Source organism: Streptomyces sp. NPDC014991 (assembly GCF_043080665.1).
In the GTDB taxonomy this organism is placed as follows: domain Bacteria; phylum Actinomycetota; class Actinomycetes; order Streptomycetales; family Streptomycetaceae; genus Streptomyces.
On record NZ_JBIBVY010000015.1, the window covers coordinates 84270 to 100534 of the forward strand.

The 16265-nt window shown below is 74.4% G+C and carries 15 protein-coding genes and 1 pseudogene; 11 read left to right on the top strand and 5 right to left on the bottom strand.

The window, feature by feature from the left end; all coding sequences use genetic code 11:
- Window positions 1–43: 43 nt before the first annotated feature.
- The gene (locus ACF1BE_RS23195; protein WP_392200919.1) at window positions 44–1018 is read right to left on the bottom strand and encodes a hypothetical protein; all 975 of its coding nucleotides are present in this window, start codon (window positions 1016–1018) and stop codon (window positions 44–46) included.
- Window positions 1019–1392: 374 nt separating this feature from the next.
- On the opposite strand from ACF1BE_RS23195, the gene ACF1BE_RS23200 reads away from it, so the two are divergent.
- From ACF1BE_RS23200 to ACF1BE_RS23215, 4 genes are read left to right on the top strand one after another with little or no spacing between them, the layout of a single operon-like run.
- Window positions 1393–2289 carry a DMT family transporter gene (locus tag ACF1BE_RS23200; RefSeq protein WP_392200920.1) on the top strand — a complete coding sequence of 299 codons (897 nt, stop codon included), beginning with the start codon at window positions 1393–1395 and terminating at the stop codon, window positions 2287–2289.
- Between the two features lie 27 nt (window positions 2290–2316).
- On the top strand, window positions 2317–2832 hold the full coding sequence (locus ACF1BE_RS23205) for an NUDIX hydrolase (protein ID WP_392200921.1): 516 nt from the start codon (window positions 2317–2319) through the stop codon (window positions 2830–2832).
- A 21-nt stretch (window positions 2833–2853) separates the two neighbouring features.
- The gene (locus tag ACF1BE_RS23210) at window positions 2854–3246 is read left to right on the top strand and encodes a YidH family protein (protein WP_392200922.1); all 393 of its coding nucleotides are present in this window, start codon (window positions 2854–2856) and stop codon (window positions 3244–3246) included.
- Window positions 3234–3590, top strand: coding sequence for a DUF202 domain-containing protein (locus ACF1BE_RS23215; RefSeq protein ID WP_392200923.1), 357 nt, complete (start codon window positions 3234–3236; stop codon window positions 3588–3590). The genes ACF1BE_RS23210 and ACF1BE_RS23215 overlap by 13 nt, the downstream gene beginning before the upstream one ends.
- Window positions 3591–3607: 17 nt before the next feature.
- Here the strand turns inward: ACF1BE_RS23215 and ACF1BE_RS23220 are convergent.
- Window positions 3608–4224: pseudogene (locus ACF1BE_RS23220) on the bottom strand (NADP-dependent oxidoreductase); the annotation flags it as partial.
- A gap of 220 nt (window positions 4225–4444) precedes the next feature.
- Between ACF1BE_RS23220 and ACF1BE_RS23225 the strand changes: the two are divergent.
- The 5 genes from ACF1BE_RS23225 (at window position 4445) to ACF1BE_RS23245 (ending at window position 10345) form a co-directional block, all read left to right on the top strand.
- Entirely contained in the window at window positions 4445–5467 is a 1023-nt protein-coding gene (locus ACF1BE_RS23225) for a phosphotransferase family protein (protein WP_392200924.1), read from the top strand.
- A gap of 5 nt (window positions 5468–5472) precedes the next feature.
- Window positions 5473–6687 (top strand): acyl-CoA dehydrogenase family protein, encoded by a 1215-nt coding sequence (locus tag ACF1BE_RS23230; protein WP_392200925.1) that lies wholly within the window; start codon window positions 5473–5475, stop codon window positions 6685–6687.
- A gap of 152 nt (window positions 6688–6839) precedes the next feature.
- On the top strand, window positions 6840–8516 hold the full coding sequence (locus ACF1BE_RS23235; protein ID WP_392200926.1) for a PucR family transcriptional regulator: 1677 nt from the start codon (window positions 6840–6842) through the stop codon (window positions 8514–8516).
- Window positions 8517–8744: 228 nt separating this feature from the next.
- The gene (locus tag ACF1BE_RS23240) at window positions 8745–10106 is read left to right on the top strand and encodes a diaminopimelate decarboxylase (protein WP_392200927.1); all 1362 of its coding nucleotides are present in this window, start codon (window positions 8745–8747) and stop codon (window positions 10104–10106) included.
- Window positions 10107–10117: 11 nt separating this feature from the next.
- The gene (locus ACF1BE_RS23245; protein ID WP_392200928.1) at window positions 10118–10345 is read left to right on the top strand and encodes a hypothetical protein; all 228 of its coding nucleotides are present in this window, start codon (window positions 10118–10120) and stop codon (window positions 10343–10345) included.
- Between the two features lie 26 nt (window positions 10346–10371).
- Here ACF1BE_RS23245 and ACF1BE_RS23250 read toward each other — a convergent pair whose 3' ends face one another.
- From ACF1BE_RS23250 to ACF1BE_RS23260, 3 genes are read right to left on the bottom strand one after another with little or no spacing between them, the layout of a single operon-like run.
- Complete coding sequence (locus ACF1BE_RS23250; protein ID WP_392200929.1) at window positions 10372–10965, bottom strand: TetR/AcrR family transcriptional regulator; 594 nt, start codon at window positions 10963–10965, stop codon at window positions 10372–10374.
- A 27-nt stretch (window positions 10966–10992) separates the two neighbouring features.
- Window positions 10993–12654, bottom strand: coding sequence for a class I adenylate-forming enzyme family protein (locus tag ACF1BE_RS23255; RefSeq protein WP_392200930.1), 1662 nt, complete (start codon window positions 12652–12654; stop codon window positions 10993–10995).
- Complete coding sequence (locus tag ACF1BE_RS23260; protein WP_392200931.1) at window positions 12651–13424, bottom strand: SDR family oxidoreductase; 774 nt, start codon at window positions 13422–13424, stop codon at window positions 12651–12653. The genes ACF1BE_RS23255 and ACF1BE_RS23260 overlap by 4 nt, the downstream gene beginning before the upstream one ends.
- 170 nt (window positions 13425–13594) lie before the next feature.
- Between ACF1BE_RS23260 and ACF1BE_RS23265 the strand changes: the two genes are divergently transcribed.
- Together ACF1BE_RS23265 and ACF1BE_RS23270 are read left to right on the top strand one after the other, a co-directional pair.
- Entirely contained in the window at window positions 13595–14887 is a 1293-nt protein-coding gene (locus tag ACF1BE_RS23265; protein WP_392200932.1) for an exo-beta-N-acetylmuramidase NamZ domain-containing protein, read from the top strand.
- A gap of 81 nt (window positions 14888–14968) precedes the next feature.
- Complete coding sequence (locus tag ACF1BE_RS23270; protein WP_392200933.1) at window positions 14969–16264, top strand: serine-threonine protein kinase; 1296 nt, start codon at window positions 14969–14971, stop codon at window positions 16262–16264.
- Window position 16265 lies beyond the last annotated feature (1 nt).

The window sequence follows — 16265 nt, forward strand, 5'->3', positions numbered from 1 at the left end:
TGTACGGCGGCGGGAGCCCTGTGGTCGGCGGGAGCCCTGTTCCTCACCGGCCGAGCGCGTGGCCGCGGGCCGTGCGGAAGGCCGTCCAGGGGTCGCGGTGGACGTAGGACCAGGGCGCCGGGGTGGCGTGCCGGCCGATGCGCTGGAAGAGGGCCGCCGCCTCGGCCGGGCGGCCGGCGCAGGACAGGGCGAAGGCGAGGTGGTTGAGGTCGAGGTGGCGGCGCGGGTGGTCGTCGTGCTCCCACTCCAGCCACCAGTCGAAGCAGGTGCGCAGGATGCGGCGGGCCCGGGGGCCGGACCAGTGCCCGGAGGCGGCCGGGTCGGCGGGGGTGAGGCCGGTGGCGGCCAGGACCCGGTACCGCTCGGCGTAGGCGACGACGGGCAGCACGGCGAGGGGTGAGTCGGCGGGGGCCTCGGCGGCGGCCAGCTCGGCGACGTCGTACACCTCGTGGACCTCGGCCCGGCCGCCCGCGGGCCGTTCCGCGAGGCGGGCGATCAGCAGGTGGTGGGCGTGGTGGTGCTCGGGGTGGCGGCGGCGCAGCTCGGTGAAGGTCCCGATCAGCTCGCGTTCGGACCCGAAGGCGCGGGCCAGCAGCAGCCGGCCGAGCCAGGGGGTGGGGTCGGCCGGGGCGAGCGCGGCGGCCGTGTCGCAGGCCTCGCGGGCCCGGTCGGGTTCGTCCCTGCCGCGCAGGGCGCGGTGGACCAGGGCCAGGGCGAGAAGGGTGGCGGCGTCGGCGGACCGGGGCTCGGCGGTCAGCCAGTCACCTGCCCGGGCGGCGGCGCGGGGGTCCCGGGCGAGGACGGTGAGGCGGTGGCCGCGGCGGTCCCAGTCGTCGCCGGTGTGGATCAGCAGGGAGCGGGCGGCCTGCCGGCGGCCCTGGGCCAGCGCGGTGCGTGCGGTGCGGAGTGTGGCGTCGCCGAGGGCATCGTCGAAGGCACCGGTGGCGTCCCCGGCGAGGTCGCCGGACGCGTCCGTGGGGGCCCGGCGCAGGCCGGGCGCAGGCGGGAGAGGGGGCACCGGGGGACTTCCTGTTTTCTCGGGCTGCCATCAACCGATCACACACAGCAAACCCCCAGCCACGGCTCGCGTCAAGCGGAACCCTGGTGCTCCCCGCTTCAACATCCTTGCCACGAACGGAACTTGGAGTGACCGGCGCAGGTGGCCGGGGTCCGCCGCCGCTGTGGGCGGAAAGCCCCTGTGGCGTATGCCACGGCCTGTGCGGAACGTGCGCCCCGGCCCGTGTGGCGTACGCCATGGCGCCGGACGCCCCGGCACCGGACCATGGCGAGTCAACTGCCCGGTTTCGGGTGCTTCCGGGGCAATACCGTCCCCGGAACGCTACAGTCGGCCACTACGCGCCCGTGGTCCCGCCGGATGATGAGGTACACAGCGTGTCGGTTCTGGTTCTCGTTCTCGCCGTGAGCGCGGCCTGCTGTCTGGGCTTCGGATTCGTACTCCAGCAGAACGCGGCGCAGCAGGCACCGCTCAGCGACTTCCTGTCCTTCCGGCTGCTGCTCGACCTGATGCGGATGCCGCGCTGGCTGGGCGGCCTCGGCCTGATGGTGGCCGGCATGGTGCTGGGCGCGGTCGCCCTCGGCCAGGGCGAGGTCTCGCTGGTCGAGCCGCTGCTCGCGACCAACCTGCTGTTCGCCCTCGCACTCTCCCGGTACCGGACCGGACAGTCCCTCGGCCGCCAGGGCTGGGCCGGGCTGCTGCTGCTCGCGGGCGGCGTGAGCGCGTTCCTGATGGCGGGCGAGCCGCGCGCCGGCACGGCGGTCGCCGATCCGCTGCGGCACTGGCTGATCATCGGGGCCGTGGTGGGCGTGGCGCTGATCCTGACGGCGTACGCCAAGCGCTCCCGGCTGAGCTGGGGGCCGGGGCTGCTGGCCACCGCCGCCGGCCTGTTGTACGGCATCCAGGACGCGCTGACCCGGGTGAGCGGCACGCGCTTCGGCGACGGCGGTCTCACCGAGCTGTTCACGGGCTGGCAGCCGTACGGCGTGCTGGCGTGCGGGATCACCGGGCTGGTCCTGGTGCAGAGCGCGTTCGAGACGGCCCCCCTGCGCATGTCCTTGCCCGCGCTGACCGCGGCCGAGCCGCTCGCCGGGATCCTGTGCGGGGTGGGCTTCCTCGGTGACCGGCTGCGCACCGACACCGGGGCGCTCGCCTGGGAGGCGGCCGGGCTCGCCGCCGTGGTGGCGGGCATCGTGCTGCTGGGGCTGCACCCGGCGATGCCGTGCGGCGCCACGCGGGCGGAGCCGCCGGCCCGGGACCTCCAGCGCCGCTGAGCCCGCCGCCCTGCTTGGATGACGGGCATGAATCCCGCTGACGAGATCCTCGACATCGTCGACGAGCACGACCGCGTCGTCGCCCAGTGCCCGCGCGGTGAGGCGTACGCCCGCGGGCTGCGTCACCGCTGTGTCTTCGTGCAGGCCCGGGACGCGGCCGGCCGGCTCTTCGTGCACCGGCGCACGGCCACCAAGCTGGTGTTCCCGTCCCTGTACGACATGTTCGTCGGCGGGGTCGTCGGCGCGGGCGAGTCCTACGACGCGGCGGCACTGCGCGAGGCCGAGGAGGAGCTGGGCGTCAGCGGCCTGCCGCGGCCGGCCCGCCTGTTCACGTTCCTGTACGACGACGGCGCCGGGAGGAGCTGGTGGTCCGCGGTGTACGAGGTGCGCTGCGACCTGCCCGTGAGGCCGCAGGCGGAGGAGGTCCAGTGGCACGGTTTCCTCACCGAGGAGGAGGTCGGGCGGCGGCTCGCCGAGTGGGAGTGGGTGCCGGACGGGCTCGCGGCGTACGAGCGCCTGAAGGCGTACCGGGCGGGCCGGTGAGCCGCCGGTAGGGTCGGCCATGTGATCGAGTTCGTACGGAACATCCGGCTGTGGTTCGCGCCGGAGCGGGTGCGGGACGAGGGCGGCACTCCCGACTACCGGTTCTCGCTGGCCAACGAGCGCACCTTCCTCGCCTGGCTGCGGACCGCGCTCGCGCTGATCGGCGGCGGATTCGCGGTGGACCAGTTCCTGCCGGACCTGCGCTGGGCGTGGCGGGCCGGTCTCGCGCTCGCGCTGCTGGGCGCCGGTGTGCTGTGCTCGCTGCGGGCGGTGAACCACTGGGTGCGCTGCGAGCGGGCGATGCGGCGCGGCGAGGACCTGCCCGCGTCCCGGTTCCCGGTGCTGCTGAGTCTGGTCGTCGCGGTGGTGGCCGTGGCGATGGTCGTGGTCGTGCTGGTCGGGTGGGAGGAGTGACGGCGGCCGCGGGGGCGGCGGGCCCGGCGGCCCGGGATCCGGGGCTCCAGCCCGAGCGCACCCGGCTGGCCTGGCGGCGTACGACGCTGTCGGCCGCCGTGGCCGCCGTACTCGCCGTGAAGTCGGCGCTGCACGGCGGCGCCCCGGCCGGCGCGGTCGTCGTGTGCGCGGTGTGCTGCGGGCTGTGGCTGGGCTTCCTGCTGGTGGCCCACCACCGCATCCGCGCGCTGTCCGCCGGCACCCCGCCGCCCGCGCTCGCCCGCCGACACGCGGCGACGGCGGCGCTGTGCGCGGTGGCGACGGCGGTGTGCGCGGCCGTGCTGGTGCTCGGTCCCGCCCGCTGACCGGGGTCGGTGGGCCGGTCGACGCTGACCACGATCCCGCCCCGGGTGCGGCCCCGCTCGCTCAGCCGGTGGGCGTCCGCCGCGCGCTCCAGCGGGACCGTCTCCTGGACGTGGACGCAGAGCGCTCCCTGATCGGCCGGCGCGGCGAGCACGGTGAGGTCCTCGGCGTCCGGGCGGACGAAGGCGTACCGGCCGCCGTGGCCCACCACCGCCGGGTCGGGGACGGACGCGAGCCGCCCTCGGGAGCGAGCAGGTCGGCGGAGGTCCTCAAGGTGTCGCCGCCGATGGTGTCGAGGACCGCGTCCACGCCTTCGGGGGCGAGCCCGCGCACCCGTTCGGCCAGCCCCTCGCCGTACGTGACCGGCTCGCCGCCGAGGCCGGGGACGAAGTCGTGGTTGTGCTCGCCCGCGGTGCCGATCACCCGGGCGCCGATGCGGGCGGCGAGCCGGACCGCGAGCGAGCCGACCCCGCCGGCCGCCGCGTGCACCAGGACGGTCCCGCCGCGCTTCACCTCCAGCACCTTGACCAGGACCTGGTGGGCGGTGAGCCCGGCCAGTGGCAGTCCGGCGGCCTCCTCGAAGGACAGGGTGCTCGGCTTGCGGGCCAGGGTGCGCACGGGAGCGGCCACGTACTCAGGCCCTTCATGCCCTCGACCCTCCGTGGGGTGCGGGCGCCACGCAACCGGGCTGCCCCGGTGCGCGCCGAGGTGAGCGCCGGGCGGCGCGGCACCGGGGCGGACGGCCTATGGTGGCTCCGGTCACGTTTACCGTCACGTTCGGCCCCCGCACTGGACGACATACCGACCGGTCGGCATCATGAGTCGAGTCGTGTTCACCCGTTCGTAGGAGTGATGTATGAGCGCCGACCACCCGCCCGGACTCGACCTGGACCGGCTGCGCGTCCTGCTCGACCGCGAGCGCCCCGGTCTGGTCAGCGGCCCCCTGACCGGCCGGCTGATCGAGGGCGGACGGTCGAACCTCACCTACGCGCTCTCCGACGGCACCGCCCGGTGGGTCGTACGCCGGCCCCCGCTCGGCCACGTGCTGGCCACCGCGCACGACATGCGTCGCGAACACCGGGTGATCAGCGCCCTGCACCCCACCCGGGTGCCGGTGCCGCGGCCGGTGCTGCTGTGCGAGGACGAGGAGGTGCTGGGCGCGCCGTTCTACGTCATGGAGTTCGTCGAGGGCACCCCGTACCGCACCGCCCAGCAGCTCGCCCCGCTCGGTGCGGAGCGCACCCGCGAGGCGGTGCTGTCCCTCGTGGACACGCTGGTCGAGCTGCACGCGGTGGACCCAGCCGAGGTGGGGCTCGCCGACTTCGGGCGCCCTGAGGGCTTCCTGGACCGGCAGCTGCGCCGCTGGGGCAAGCAGCTGGACGCCTCCCGCAACCGCGACCTGCCCGGCATCGACGAGCTGCACGCCGCTCTCGGACGGGCGCTGCCGGCCTCTCCCGCCCCGGCCGTCGTCCACGGCGACTACCGCCTGGACAACGTCCTGATCGGCGACGACGACCGGATCAAGGCGATCCTCGACTGGGAGATGTCCACGCTCGGGGACCCGCTGACCGACCTGGGCCTGCTGGTGATGTACAGCCGGCCGCTCGGGATGCCGCACTCCCCCGTCTCCACGACCGCCGAGGCGGCGGGGCACCCGTCCCCGCAGGAGCTGATCGAGCGGTACGCCGCGCGCTCGGGGCGCGACGTCTCCGCCGTCTCCTGGTACACGGCGTTCGCCTGGTTCAAGCTCGCCGTGATCCTGGAGGGCATCCACTACCGGTACACGCTGGGCCAGACGGTCGGCGGCGGCTTCGACCGCATCGGCGAACTCGTCCCCGTCTTCATCGACCACGGACTGACCACTCTTCAGGAAGGCTGACCGGTATGGACTTCGCGTTCGACGCGCGCACGGAGGAGCTGCGCGCCAGGCTCCTCGCCTTCATGGACGAGTACGTCCACCCGGCCGAGGCCGTGGCCGAGGAGCAGCGGGCCCGGCTGGCGTCCCCCTGGGACACCCCGGCCGTGGTCGAGGAGCTGAAGGCCGAGGCCCGCAGGCAGGGTCTGTGGAACCTGTTCCTGCCGGACACCGAGTACGGTGCCGGGCTGACCAACCTCCAGTACGCGCCGCTCGCCGAGATCACCGGCCGCTCCCCGCACCTCGCGCCCACCGCGACGAACTGCGCCGCGCCCGACACCGGCAACATGGAGGTGCTCGCGCAGTTCGGCAGCGCGGAGCAGAAGAAGCAGTGGCTGGAGCCGCTGCTCGCCGGTGAGATCCGCTCGGCGTTCGCGATGACCGAGCCGGAGGTGGCCTCCTCCGACGCCACGAACATCACCACGCACATCGAGCGGGACGGCGACGAGTACGTCATCACCGGCCGCAAGTGGTACATCTCCGGGGCGATGAACCCGGACTGCGCCCTCTTCATCGTCATGGGCAAGACCGACCCGGACGGGGCGGACATCCGCCGCCAGCAGTCCATGGTCCTGGTCCCGCGCGACACCCCGGGCGTCACCGTGCGGCGCGCCATGCGGGTGTTCGGGTACGAGGACCACTCCCACGGCGGCCACGCCGAGGTCGTCTTCGACCACGCGCGCGTGCCGGTGGCCAACCTCGTCGGCGAGGAGGGCGGCGGCTTCGCCATCGCCCAGGCCCGGCTCGGCCCCGGCCGCATCCACCACTGCATGCGGCTGATCGGCATGGCCGAGCGGGCGATCGAGCTGATGTGCCGGCGGGCCGTCTCCCGTACCGCGTTCGGCAAGACGCTGGCCCAGCAGGGGGTGGTCCAGAACTGGATCGCCGACGCCCGGGTCACCGTCGAGCAACTGCGGCTGCTGGTGCTGAAGACGGCCTGGCTGATGGACACCGTCGGCAACCGGGGCGCCCACACGGAGATCCAGGCCATCAAGATCGCCACGCCGCGCGCGGTGGTCGGCATCCTCGACCGCGCGATCCAGCTGCACGGCGCGGGCGGCGTGAGCCAGGACTCCCCGCTGGCCGAGCTGTACGCGAGCGCCCGCACCCTGATGCTCGCCGACGGCCCGGACGAGGTGCACCAGCGCTCACTGGCCCGCAGGGAACTGAAGAAGTACAGCTGACCGACCCGGCCGGGGCCGCCACCCCCGGTTCCCCGGCCGGCCCTGCCCCTACCGTGTGTTTCCGTGCGCTGTTGAGCGCGGGCCCCGGCTGTGGTGTCGTACCTGTTCCGGACGCGGCCGGGCACGGCCGGGCGGTGGGGCGAGGGGGAAGCGTGGCCGATTCGCGGGAGCAGCCGGCGTGGGGCATGGCGGCGGAGAACAAGGTGACCCTGGAGCGGTTGCTGTCGGTGGTGGGGCCGGGGGCCCTGGAGCTGGACACGGCGCCCGGCGGGCTGGCCGTCACCGTCGGCGGTGTCGCCGTGCTGGACGTGCTGGATCCCGCGATCCGGCCGCGGGAGCTGGTGCTCGCGGTCGGTGTCGGTGCCGGCTCACCCCAGGCGGTGGACGTCCTGCGCCGGGCCGGGGACGCCGGGGCCGCCGGTGTGGTCTTCGGCCCGGAGCGTCCCGAGGGTGCCGCCGCCGGTGCCCTGCGGGCGGCGGCCCGGGAGGCCGGTACGGCGGTGTTCTTCCGCACCTGGTACCGGTGGGACGAGCTGGTCGTGGTGCTGCGGGCCGGGCTGGCCGCGGCGGGGGCCGCGCCGTTACCCGCGGCCCCCGGGCCGGCCCTGGGGGACCTCGACGCGCTGGCCGACGCGGTGGCCGCGCTGGTCGGCGGCTCGGTGACCATCGAGGACACCGAGTCCCGGGTGCTGGCGTTCTCCTCGACCGAGGAGAACGTGGACGAGATGCGCCGGCTGACCATTCTCGGGCGGCGCGTTCCCCCCTGGCGCGTGGCCGCCATGCGGGACGCCGGATTCTTCCGTGCCCTGTGGACGGCGGACGACGTGCTGCACCGCAGGGCGCAGGGCGACAACCCCGAGCGCCTGGTGTGCGCCGTACGCGCGGGCAGCGAGGTGCTGGGATCCGTCTGGGTGGCCGCGGTCGGCGGCCGGCCCCTGTCCCCGAACGCGTCGGAGGCCCTGCGCGCGGCGTCCCGGGAGGCCGCCGCCCATCTGCTGCACCACCGCACGCGCGGCGCGGACAGCCGGCTCGTGGAGGACGCGGCACGGGCGCTGCTTCAGGAGCGCGGCTCGGCCGAGGTGCTGGCCGCGCGGGCGTCGCTGCCGGCGCACGAGCCCTGCGCCGTGCTGGCGGTGGGCCTCGGTGCGGGCGCGTCCGGACAGGCCGCGCCCGAGGACCCGTCGCGGCTGTACGGTCCGCTCGCCCTGCACTGTGCGGCACTCGGCCACCGGATCGTGGTGGTACCGGCCGGCGGCAGGGTTCTGGTGCTGGTGACCGCGCTCGACCAGGACCCGGACGGGGCCCGTGAGCAGCTGACGAAGCTGGGGACGTCGCTGGCCGACCGGCTGTCGGCCACGACGGGCACACCGGTGCGGGCCGGCCTGGGCGAGGTGGTGCCGGCGCTGGCGCGGGCCGCCGAGTCGCGCCGGAGCGCCGAACAGGCCCTGAGGGCCCTCGTCCGGACCGGGGGCGCCCGTACCGTCGCCCGGGTGGCGGACGTGGCCGACACGATCGGCGTGCTCCAGGTACTGGAGGCGCTGCGGGACCTGGAGCTGCCGCCGGGAACCTCGGTGGCGCGACTGGCCGCGTCCGACGCCGGACCGGGCGGAGGCCACCTCGTGAAGTCGCTGCGGGCCTACCTCGACCACTTCGGTGACGTGTCCGCGGCGGCGCACGCGCTCTCGGTCCACCCCAACAGCCTGCGGTACCGGCTGGGCCGGATCACCGCGGTCTCGGACCTGGATCTCGGCAGTCCGGACGCCCGTCTGCTGGCGCAGCTGCAACTGCGGCTCGGGGACCCGGACGGGGAGGCGGAACCCGGGTCGTGAGGGCGTGCCCGCGGTCGCGTTTCGTGCGCCCGCACCAACGCGGGGCGCCGTCCTCGTCGCCGCGCACAACGGCGCGGCCGGCCGGGGCCGGCCGCCCGGCCCGGCCGCCGGCGCGGGGGGTGAGCCTTTGAGGAACCGACGATGACGGCACGGGTGCGCGGCCCGCAACCTGGAAACACGCCCGGGGAATCGGCCCCGGCCGCCTCGTCCCACACCGGAAGGTTCACCATGACCGCTGTGCCCCTCGACGCCGTACGGCGCGAACGCGTTCTCCAGGAGGCCGTGCGGCAGAGGCTGCTGGACCCGGAGCAGTCCCTGCTGGCCGCCTTCGTCGACCTCGACGGCGTCGCGGCCACCGTCCAGGCCCTGCACGAGGCCTTCCCCGGTTCCCCCGAGGTCCGCGGTGTCCTGCACACGTTCGCCGCGAAGGCCAACAGCCTCGTGCCCGTCCTGAGGGAGCTGGCAGGGCACGGCATGGGCTGCGAGGTCGCGACCGGGGGTGAGCTGGCCCGGGCGCTGGCGGCCGGGTTCCCGGCCGGACACATCGTCTTCGACTCCCCCGCCAAGACCCGGGCGGAGCTGGAGCGGGCACTGGAGCTGGGGGTGGCCGTCAACGCGGACAGCTTCCAGGAGCTGGAGCGGATCGATCTGCTGCTCGGCGGCCGTGTTCCGGTCTCACGGATCGGTGTGCGCCTCAACTGCCAGGTCGGCGGGGGTGCCATCGCCGCGATGAGCACCGCCACGAGCACCTCGAAGTTCGGTGTCCCGCTGACGGATCCGGGCAACCGGGAACGGCTGATGCGGGCGTTCGACACCTACCCGTGGCTGAGCTGGGTGCACACGCACACCGGGTCGCAGGGCTGCCCCCTGGACCTGATGGCCCGCGGGGTGGCGCAGGCGGTGGAGTTCGCCGACCAGGTCACGGCGGCGTTCGGGGAGGGCAGGGTCGCGGGCCTCGACATCGGCGGCGGGCTCCCCGTCAACTTCGCCGACGACGAGGTCACCCCCACGTTCGGGATGTACGTCGAGCAGCTGAGGGCACACGCCCCGCGGCTCTTCGAGGGCAGGTACGCGGTCGTCACCGAGTTCGGCCGGTCCCTCCTCGCCAAGAACGGGTTCATGGCCGCGTACGTCGAGTACACCAAGAGCGCGGGGGGCCGGCCGATCGCGGTGACCCATGCCGGGGTCCAGGTCGCCACCCGGACCGTGTTCGGTCCCGACGCCTGGCCGCTGCGGATCGAGGCGCACGACCCGTCCGGCACGGCCAAGCGGGGGCGGCCCGTACGCCAGGACGTCGCGGGCCCCGCCTGCTTCGCCGGCGACCTGCTGGCCCGCGACCGCGCGCTGCCCCCGCTGGAGCCCGGCGACCTCGTGGTGGTGCCGGACACCGGCGCCTACTACTTCTCGACGCCGTTCAAGTACAACAGCCTCGCCGAGCCCGCCGTGTACGGCGTCCGGGCGGGCGCGGACGGCGGCGTCGCGTTCACCCTCGTCCGCCCGGCGCAGGACCCGTGGCGGCTGACGGAGCAGGACGGCGTGGACCCGCTGACCCAGGACCCGGTGCCCGTCCGGGCCGGCGACGCCCGGTGAGGAGCACCAGGGTGCCCCCGGCCGGCCGGCCGTCGTCCGAGCGGGACCGGCCGCGGCCGGAGCGGGCCGGACCGCTCCTGACGCAGCGCGCCGCCATGGTCTTCCTGCTGGCCGCGCTGGCCGGCATCGGGGCCACCGTCCTGGCGGCGCTGGCCGGCAACGCGTGGCCCGTGGCGGTGAGCGTGGGCAGCGGCACGTCCGCCACGGCCGTCCTGTTCTTCCGGGAGATCATCGACTGAGCCCGGTCTACCGGGAACGCCGGATCCTAGGGGCGCAGTGCCCGCAGCAGCAGGTCGGCGAGGTGGTCGGCGACCTCCTGGGGGGTGAGGGGGCCGCCCGGGCGGTACCACGTCGACAGGTGGTGGACGGAGCCGAAGTGGTAGTCCACCACCAGGTCGGCCGGGGTCGCGGTGGAGAAGACCCCCGCCTTCTGGCCCTCCTCGATGAGCGCGCGGAACCGCTCGTGGTAGCGCCGGCGCTCGGCGCGGACCTGCTTGTTCTTCTCCGGGCTCAGGTGGTGCATGGAGCGGAAGAAGATCATCGCGTCGTCGAGGTTGTCGATCGTGGTGACGACCACGTCGGCCGCCGCCTCCCTGAGCCGCTTCTCGACGGGAGCGTCCAGGCCCGCGAAGTGGTCCAGCCGCTCCTGCTGGACGCGCAGCACGCGCGCGTACACCTCGTGCAGCAGGTCGTCCTTGGAGCCGAAGTAGTGGTACAGCGCTCCCTTGGTGACGCCGGCCGCCTCCACGATCTCCTGCACGGAGGTGCGGTCGTAACCGCGCTCGGCGAAGAGCCGGGTGGCGGCGGCCAGCAGCCGCTGCGGGACGGGCGTACCGTCTCCGTCCGTCGTCCTGGGCACTGCCGCCACCTGCCTTCCGGTCTGCTGCTAGTCGTCGGTGCGGGAACGCAGTTCCCGACGGAGGATCTTCCCACTCGCCGTCTTGGGCAGTTCGGGCAGGATCTCCACCTGACGCGGGTACTTGTAGGCGGCCAGTCTCTCCTTGCAGTACCCCGCGAGTTCGTCCGGGTCCGCCTCGGCTCCCGGACGCAGGCTGATATAGGCCTTGACGGTCTCGCCACGGTACCCGTCGGGCACGCCGACGACGGCCGCCTCGCGCACGGCCGGATGGGTGTACAGGACGTCCTCGACCTCGCGCGGCCATACCTTGAAGCCGGAGGCGTTGATCATGTCCTTCTTGCGGTCGACGACGTAGAGCCAGCCCTGCTCGTCCATGAACCCGATGTCGCCGGTGCGCAGCTCGCCGCCGGGGAAGGTCTCGGCGGTGGCGTCGGGGCGCCGCCAGTAGCCGGGGACCACCTGGGGGCCTCGTACGACGATCTCGCCCTGTTCCCCGAAGGGCACCTCCTCGCCCTGCTCGTCCAGGATGCGCACCACGGTGTCCGCGCCGGGCAGGCCGACGGACAGCGTCCCGGAGACCGGGTCCACGGGTGCCTCCAGGCCGGGCGGGACGGAGGCGCACGGGGCGGTGCACTCGGTGAGGCCGTAGCCGACGCGGATGTACGGCCCGAAGCGCTCGCGGAACCTCTCCACCAGGGCCGGCGGCACCGGGGCGCCGCCGGAGGAGATGTTGGTGAAGGAGGCGAAGTGCTCGCGGGTGACGTCGGGGTGGGCGGCGAGCGCCATGTAGGCGGTGGAGGGGCCGACCGTGTAGTGCGGGCGGTGCTCGGCGAAGGCCTCGAGGACGACGCCGGGCTCGAAGCGGTAGGTGAGGACCAGGGTGCCCGCGCTGTTCAGGCAGGCGCCGAACTGGCAGACCATGCCGGTGATGTGGAACAGCGGCGCCAGGGCGTGGTAGACGGGCGGCTGGGGCAGGCCGAGCCCGGTGGCCTGCCGTTCGGCGTTGTGCATGATGTTGGCGTGGGTGTTGGTGGCGCCCTTGGGTGTGCCGCTGGTGCCCGAGGTGTAGCTGATCAGCGCGATGTCGTCCGGGCGCGGCGCGCGGTCCTCGGGGGCCGGGCCGCCCTGCCGGGCCACGGTGACCAGGTCGTCGGCGTCCGCGGCCGGCGGCAGCCGCTCGAAGGACAGGACGCGCGGGTCGTCGCGGGTCTGGAAGTCCCGCTCGCAGGCGGTGAGGACGATCCGCACCGGCGAGCCGGCGGCCGTCTCCCGCAGGTACGACTCCCAGGCCCGGTCGGAGCAGACCAGCGCGGTCACCTCGCCGTCCCGCAGGACGTGCCCCACCTCGCCCGCCTTGTACATGGGGTTCACGGGGACGACGGTCGCGCCCGCCTTCCAGGCGCCGAGGACGGCGAGCACGAAGTGCGGGGAGTTCTGGAGCAGGACGGCCACCCGGTCGCCCCGGGCGAGGCCGCGGGCGGCCAGGTGGGCGGCCACGCCGTCGCTCAGCTCGTCGGCCTCGCGGTAGCTCAGGCGGGCGTCGAAGTAGGCGAGGAAGGTGCGGTCCGGTGCCGTGGCCACGGCCTCGCGCAGGGCGTGCACGAGCGAGTCGGCGGGCGTGACCGGGGCGCGCTGGGCCTCGTCGAGCAGCGCGAGCCAGGGGCGGGCGGCGTAGCGGGAGGCGGTCACCGGCCGGCCTCCCACTTCTGCTGGATGTGGTTCATGGTGGCGAGCCAGCGGTCGGGGTCTGTGGCCCGGGTCCGGTAGAAGCCGGCGACCTCGGGGTGCGGCAGGATCAGGAAACGGTCCTCCTCGATGCCCCGGAACAGCGCCTCGGCCACGTCCTCCGGTTCGATCGCGGTGGGCTGGAGCACCAGGTCGCCCGCGCTGCCGGTGGCGGACAGCATGTCGGTGCGGACACCCTGCGGGCAGATGGCGTGGACCTTGATCCCCTGGTGCCGGTACGTCAGCGACAGCCACTCGGCGAAGGCGTAGGCGCCGTGCTTGGTCACGCTGTAGGAGGGCGCGCCGATCATCGTCAGCAGCCCGGCGGCGGAGACGGTGGACACGAACCGGCCGCCGCCGCGCTCCACCCAGTCCGGCAGCAGGGTGTGGGCCGCGCGGACGTGGGCCATCAGGTTGACGTCCCAGGACGTCGCCCAGGAGTGCTCGTCCAGGGTGCCGCCGAGGTCGCCGTCCTCGAAGGCGACACCGGCGTTGGCGCAGTAGACGTCGACCGTGCCGCCGAGCGCGTCCCGGGCCGGGCCGACGATCGTGGAGGCGTCGCCGGGCACGGCGATCCCGCCGATCTCCCCGGCCACGGCCTCGGCCTTCCCGGCGTCCAGGTCGTTGACCACGACCCGGGCGCCCTCGGCGGCGAACCGCCGGGCCAGCGCGGCCCCGATCCCACCGCCCGCTCCGGTGACGATCACTCCCGCATTCTGCACGGCTTCCACCATCGGTCTCCTTCGACACGACTTTCGCGCGGCGTGCGCGGCTCTTCCGGGGACAGACTAACCAGTCGGTATGTGTAAGGGAATGGCTGACTGCGTCACCCTCCCACCACGCGGGAAGCCGCGCGAGCGACCACGGACCCGCCGGTACCTTCCATCCCCACGGAGGCCATCCCATGCACCTGTCCCGACGGAATCTGCTCGGATCGGCCGCGGTGGCGGCCGTCCCCGCCGCACCCCGGCACGGCGAACCCGCGGCCGTCCCGACCACGTCCCGGCCCGGCGAACCCGCGGCCGTCCCCACCGCGTCCCGGCACGGCGAGCGCCTGCGCACCGGCTTCGAGAGACTGGCGGCCGACGGGTACGCCCTGCTGGAGGGCCGGCGCGTCGGCGTCGTCACCAACCCCACCGGCATCACCCGGGACACCCGTCACATCGTCGATGTCCTGCACGCCGACCCCCGCGTCACGCTGACCGCGGTCTTCGGCCCGGAACACGGCTTCCGGGGCACCGCGCAGGCGGGCGGTTCCGAGGGCCGCCACGAGGACCCCGCGACCGGCCTCCCGGTCTACGACACCTACCTGAAGAGCGGCCGGGCACTCGCCGACGTCTTCACCGCCTCCGGCGTCGACACGGTCGTCTTCGACATCCAGGACGTCGGTGCCCGGTTCTACACGTACGTCTGGACCCTGTACGACTGCATGGAGGCGGCCCAGCTCGCCGGCCTGCGCCTCGTCGTCCTGGACCGCCCGAACCCGGTGACCGGCCGCGAGGCACGGGGACCGGTCCTGCACCGGGAGTTCGCCACCTTCGTCGGCCGGCAGCCGATCGCGCAGGCGCACGGGATGACCGTCGCGGAGCTGGCCCGCCTGTTCAACGGTGAGTTCCTGGCCACACCCGTCGACCTGGAGACCGTCCGCATGTCGGGCTGGCGGCGCGAGGCCTTCTACGACGACTGCGGCCTGCCCTGGGTGCCGCCGAGCCCGAACATGCCGACCCCGGACACCGCGTTGGTGTACTCCGGCACCTGCATGTTCGAGGGCACCAACCTCTCCGAGGGGCGCGGCACGACCCGGCCGTTCGAACTCCTCGGCGCCGAGGGCGTCGACGGACGCTGGGCCGCCGCCGTGAACGGGCTCGGCCTGCCGGGCGTGCGGTTCCGGGAGGCGTACTTCACGCCCACGTTCTCCAAGTTCCAGGGCAGGACGGTCGGCGGGGTCCAGATCCATGTGACCGACCGGGCCGCCTACGACCCCGTACGGACCGGGATCGCCCTGCTCGTGACCGCCAGAAAGGTCTGGGACGGCTTCGCCTGGCGGTCCGACGACTGGATCGACAGACTGACCGGCTCCGCCCGGGTGCGCACGATGATCGACGCGGGTGCCGGCACCGACGAGGTGACGGGGGCCTGGCAGGACGAACTGACCGCGTTCCGGCGCACCCGGAGGGAATACCTCCTCTACAAGTGAGCCGCGCCGTATGGCCAACCCCTCGTCCCCGCAGGACGATACGGGCGCACCACGCCGTGGCGCGGGACGAGGGAGCCTGGCATGACGGATCCTGGGACGAGCGTGACTCCCTACTGGGAGCTGACCTTCGACGCGGACGGGGACGGGGACGGCTCCGAACGCGACCGGCTGCTGACGCAGGTCACCGAGCACGGCGTGCGTGACCTGGTCGTCTTCTCGCACGGCTGGAACAACGACCGCTCGGGCGCTACCGCGCTGTACCGCCGCTTCCTCGCCCCGTTCCCGCGGCTCGCGCCGAAGGCCCGGCTCGGGTACGCCGGCGTGATCTGGCCGTCGATGCGGTTCAGCGACGAGCCGATCCCGGACTTCCCGAGGCCGGTGGCGGCCGTGGAGGCGGCGGCACCGCGCCGGGGACTGGACGAGGACACCCGGCGCGCGCTGTCGGAGTCCTTCCCGGGCCGGGCGGCGGTGGTGGACCGGCTGGCCCGGATGCTCGACGAGAGACCGGGCGGCGCCGGGGGGCTGGCGGAGTTCGGCCGGCTGGTGCGGCTGCTGCCGGACGGGGAGCCGCCGGGGGCCGCCGACACCGACGAGGCGGGCGAACCGGCCGTGTTCGGCGGGGATCCGGTGGCCGTGTGCGAGCAGTTCGCCGAGGCGCTGGCCGCGCTCGACCCGGCGGAAGGCGCCGCGCGGTTCAGCCTGCCCAACCCGTGGGACGGCGCCAAGGAACTGCTGCGGCAGCTGACGTACCACCAGATGAAAGGCAGGGCCGGGACGGTCGGGGAGCGGGGTCTGGGGCCGTTGCTCGGGCGGCTGGCGGCGGTGGCACCCGGGCTGCGGGTGCACCTGGTCGGGCACAGCTTCGGCGGCCGGCTGGTGGCCTTCGCGCTGCGCGGGCTGCCCGAGGGGGTGGACACGGTCAAGTCGGTCACCCTGCTCCAGGGGGCGTTCTCGCACTACGCGTTCACCGCCCGGCTGCCGCACGCCCCGGACCGGGCGGGGACGCTCAGGGACCGGCAGCGGCGCGTCGACGGACCGCTGGTGTGCTGCTACTCGCACTTCGACGCGGCTCTCGGCACGTTCTACCCGCTGGCCTCCCGGCTGGCCGGGGACGACCGTTCCTGCGGGGGCAGCGAGATCGCGGCCGTGCTGGGCCCACGCTGGGGCGCCCTGGGCCACGACGGGGTGCAGGGGGTGCCGGGCACCGCCCGGCTGGACCTGGCGGCGGCCCTGAGCGGTGCGCTGCCCGCGTCGGGGTGCGTGAACGTCGACGCGGCGTCCGTGGTGCGGCGCGGAGGCGCACCGACCGGGGCGCACAGCGACATCATCCACCCCGAACTGGCCCGGCTGGTGGTGGCGGCGGGCCGCATCGGCTGAC

Excerpts from the sequence above, each read along its gene's own strand:
- ACF1BE_RS23265 (WP_392200932.1), top strand. The coding sequence starts at position 13,595 with ATGCACCTGTCCCGACGGAATCTGCTCGGATCGGCCGCGGTGGCGGCC.
- ACF1BE_RS23230 (WP_392200925.1), top strand. The coding sequence starts at position 5,473 with ATGGACTTCGCGTTCGACGCGCGCACGGAGGAGCTGCGCGCCAGGCTC.
- ACF1BE_RS23260 (WP_392200931.1), bottom strand. The coding sequence starts at position 13,424 with ATGGTGGAAGCCGTGCAGAATGCGGGAGTGATCGTCACCGGAGCGGGC.
- ACF1BE_RS23240 (WP_392200927.1), top strand. The coding sequence starts at position 8,745 with ATGACCGCTGTGCCCCTCGACGCCGTACGGCGCGAACGCGTTCTCCAG.
- ACF1BE_RS23205 (WP_392200921.1), top strand. The coding sequence starts at position 2,317 with ATGAATCCCGCTGACGAGATCCTCGACATCGTCGACGAGCACGACCGC.
- ACF1BE_RS23225 (WP_392200924.1), top strand. The coding sequence starts at position 4,445 with ATGAGCGCCGACCACCCGCCCGGACTCGACCTGGACCGGCTGCGCGTC.
- ACF1BE_RS23270 (WP_392200933.1), top strand. The coding sequence starts at position 14,969 with ATGACGGATCCTGGGACGAGCGTGACTCCCTACTGGGAGCTGACCTTC.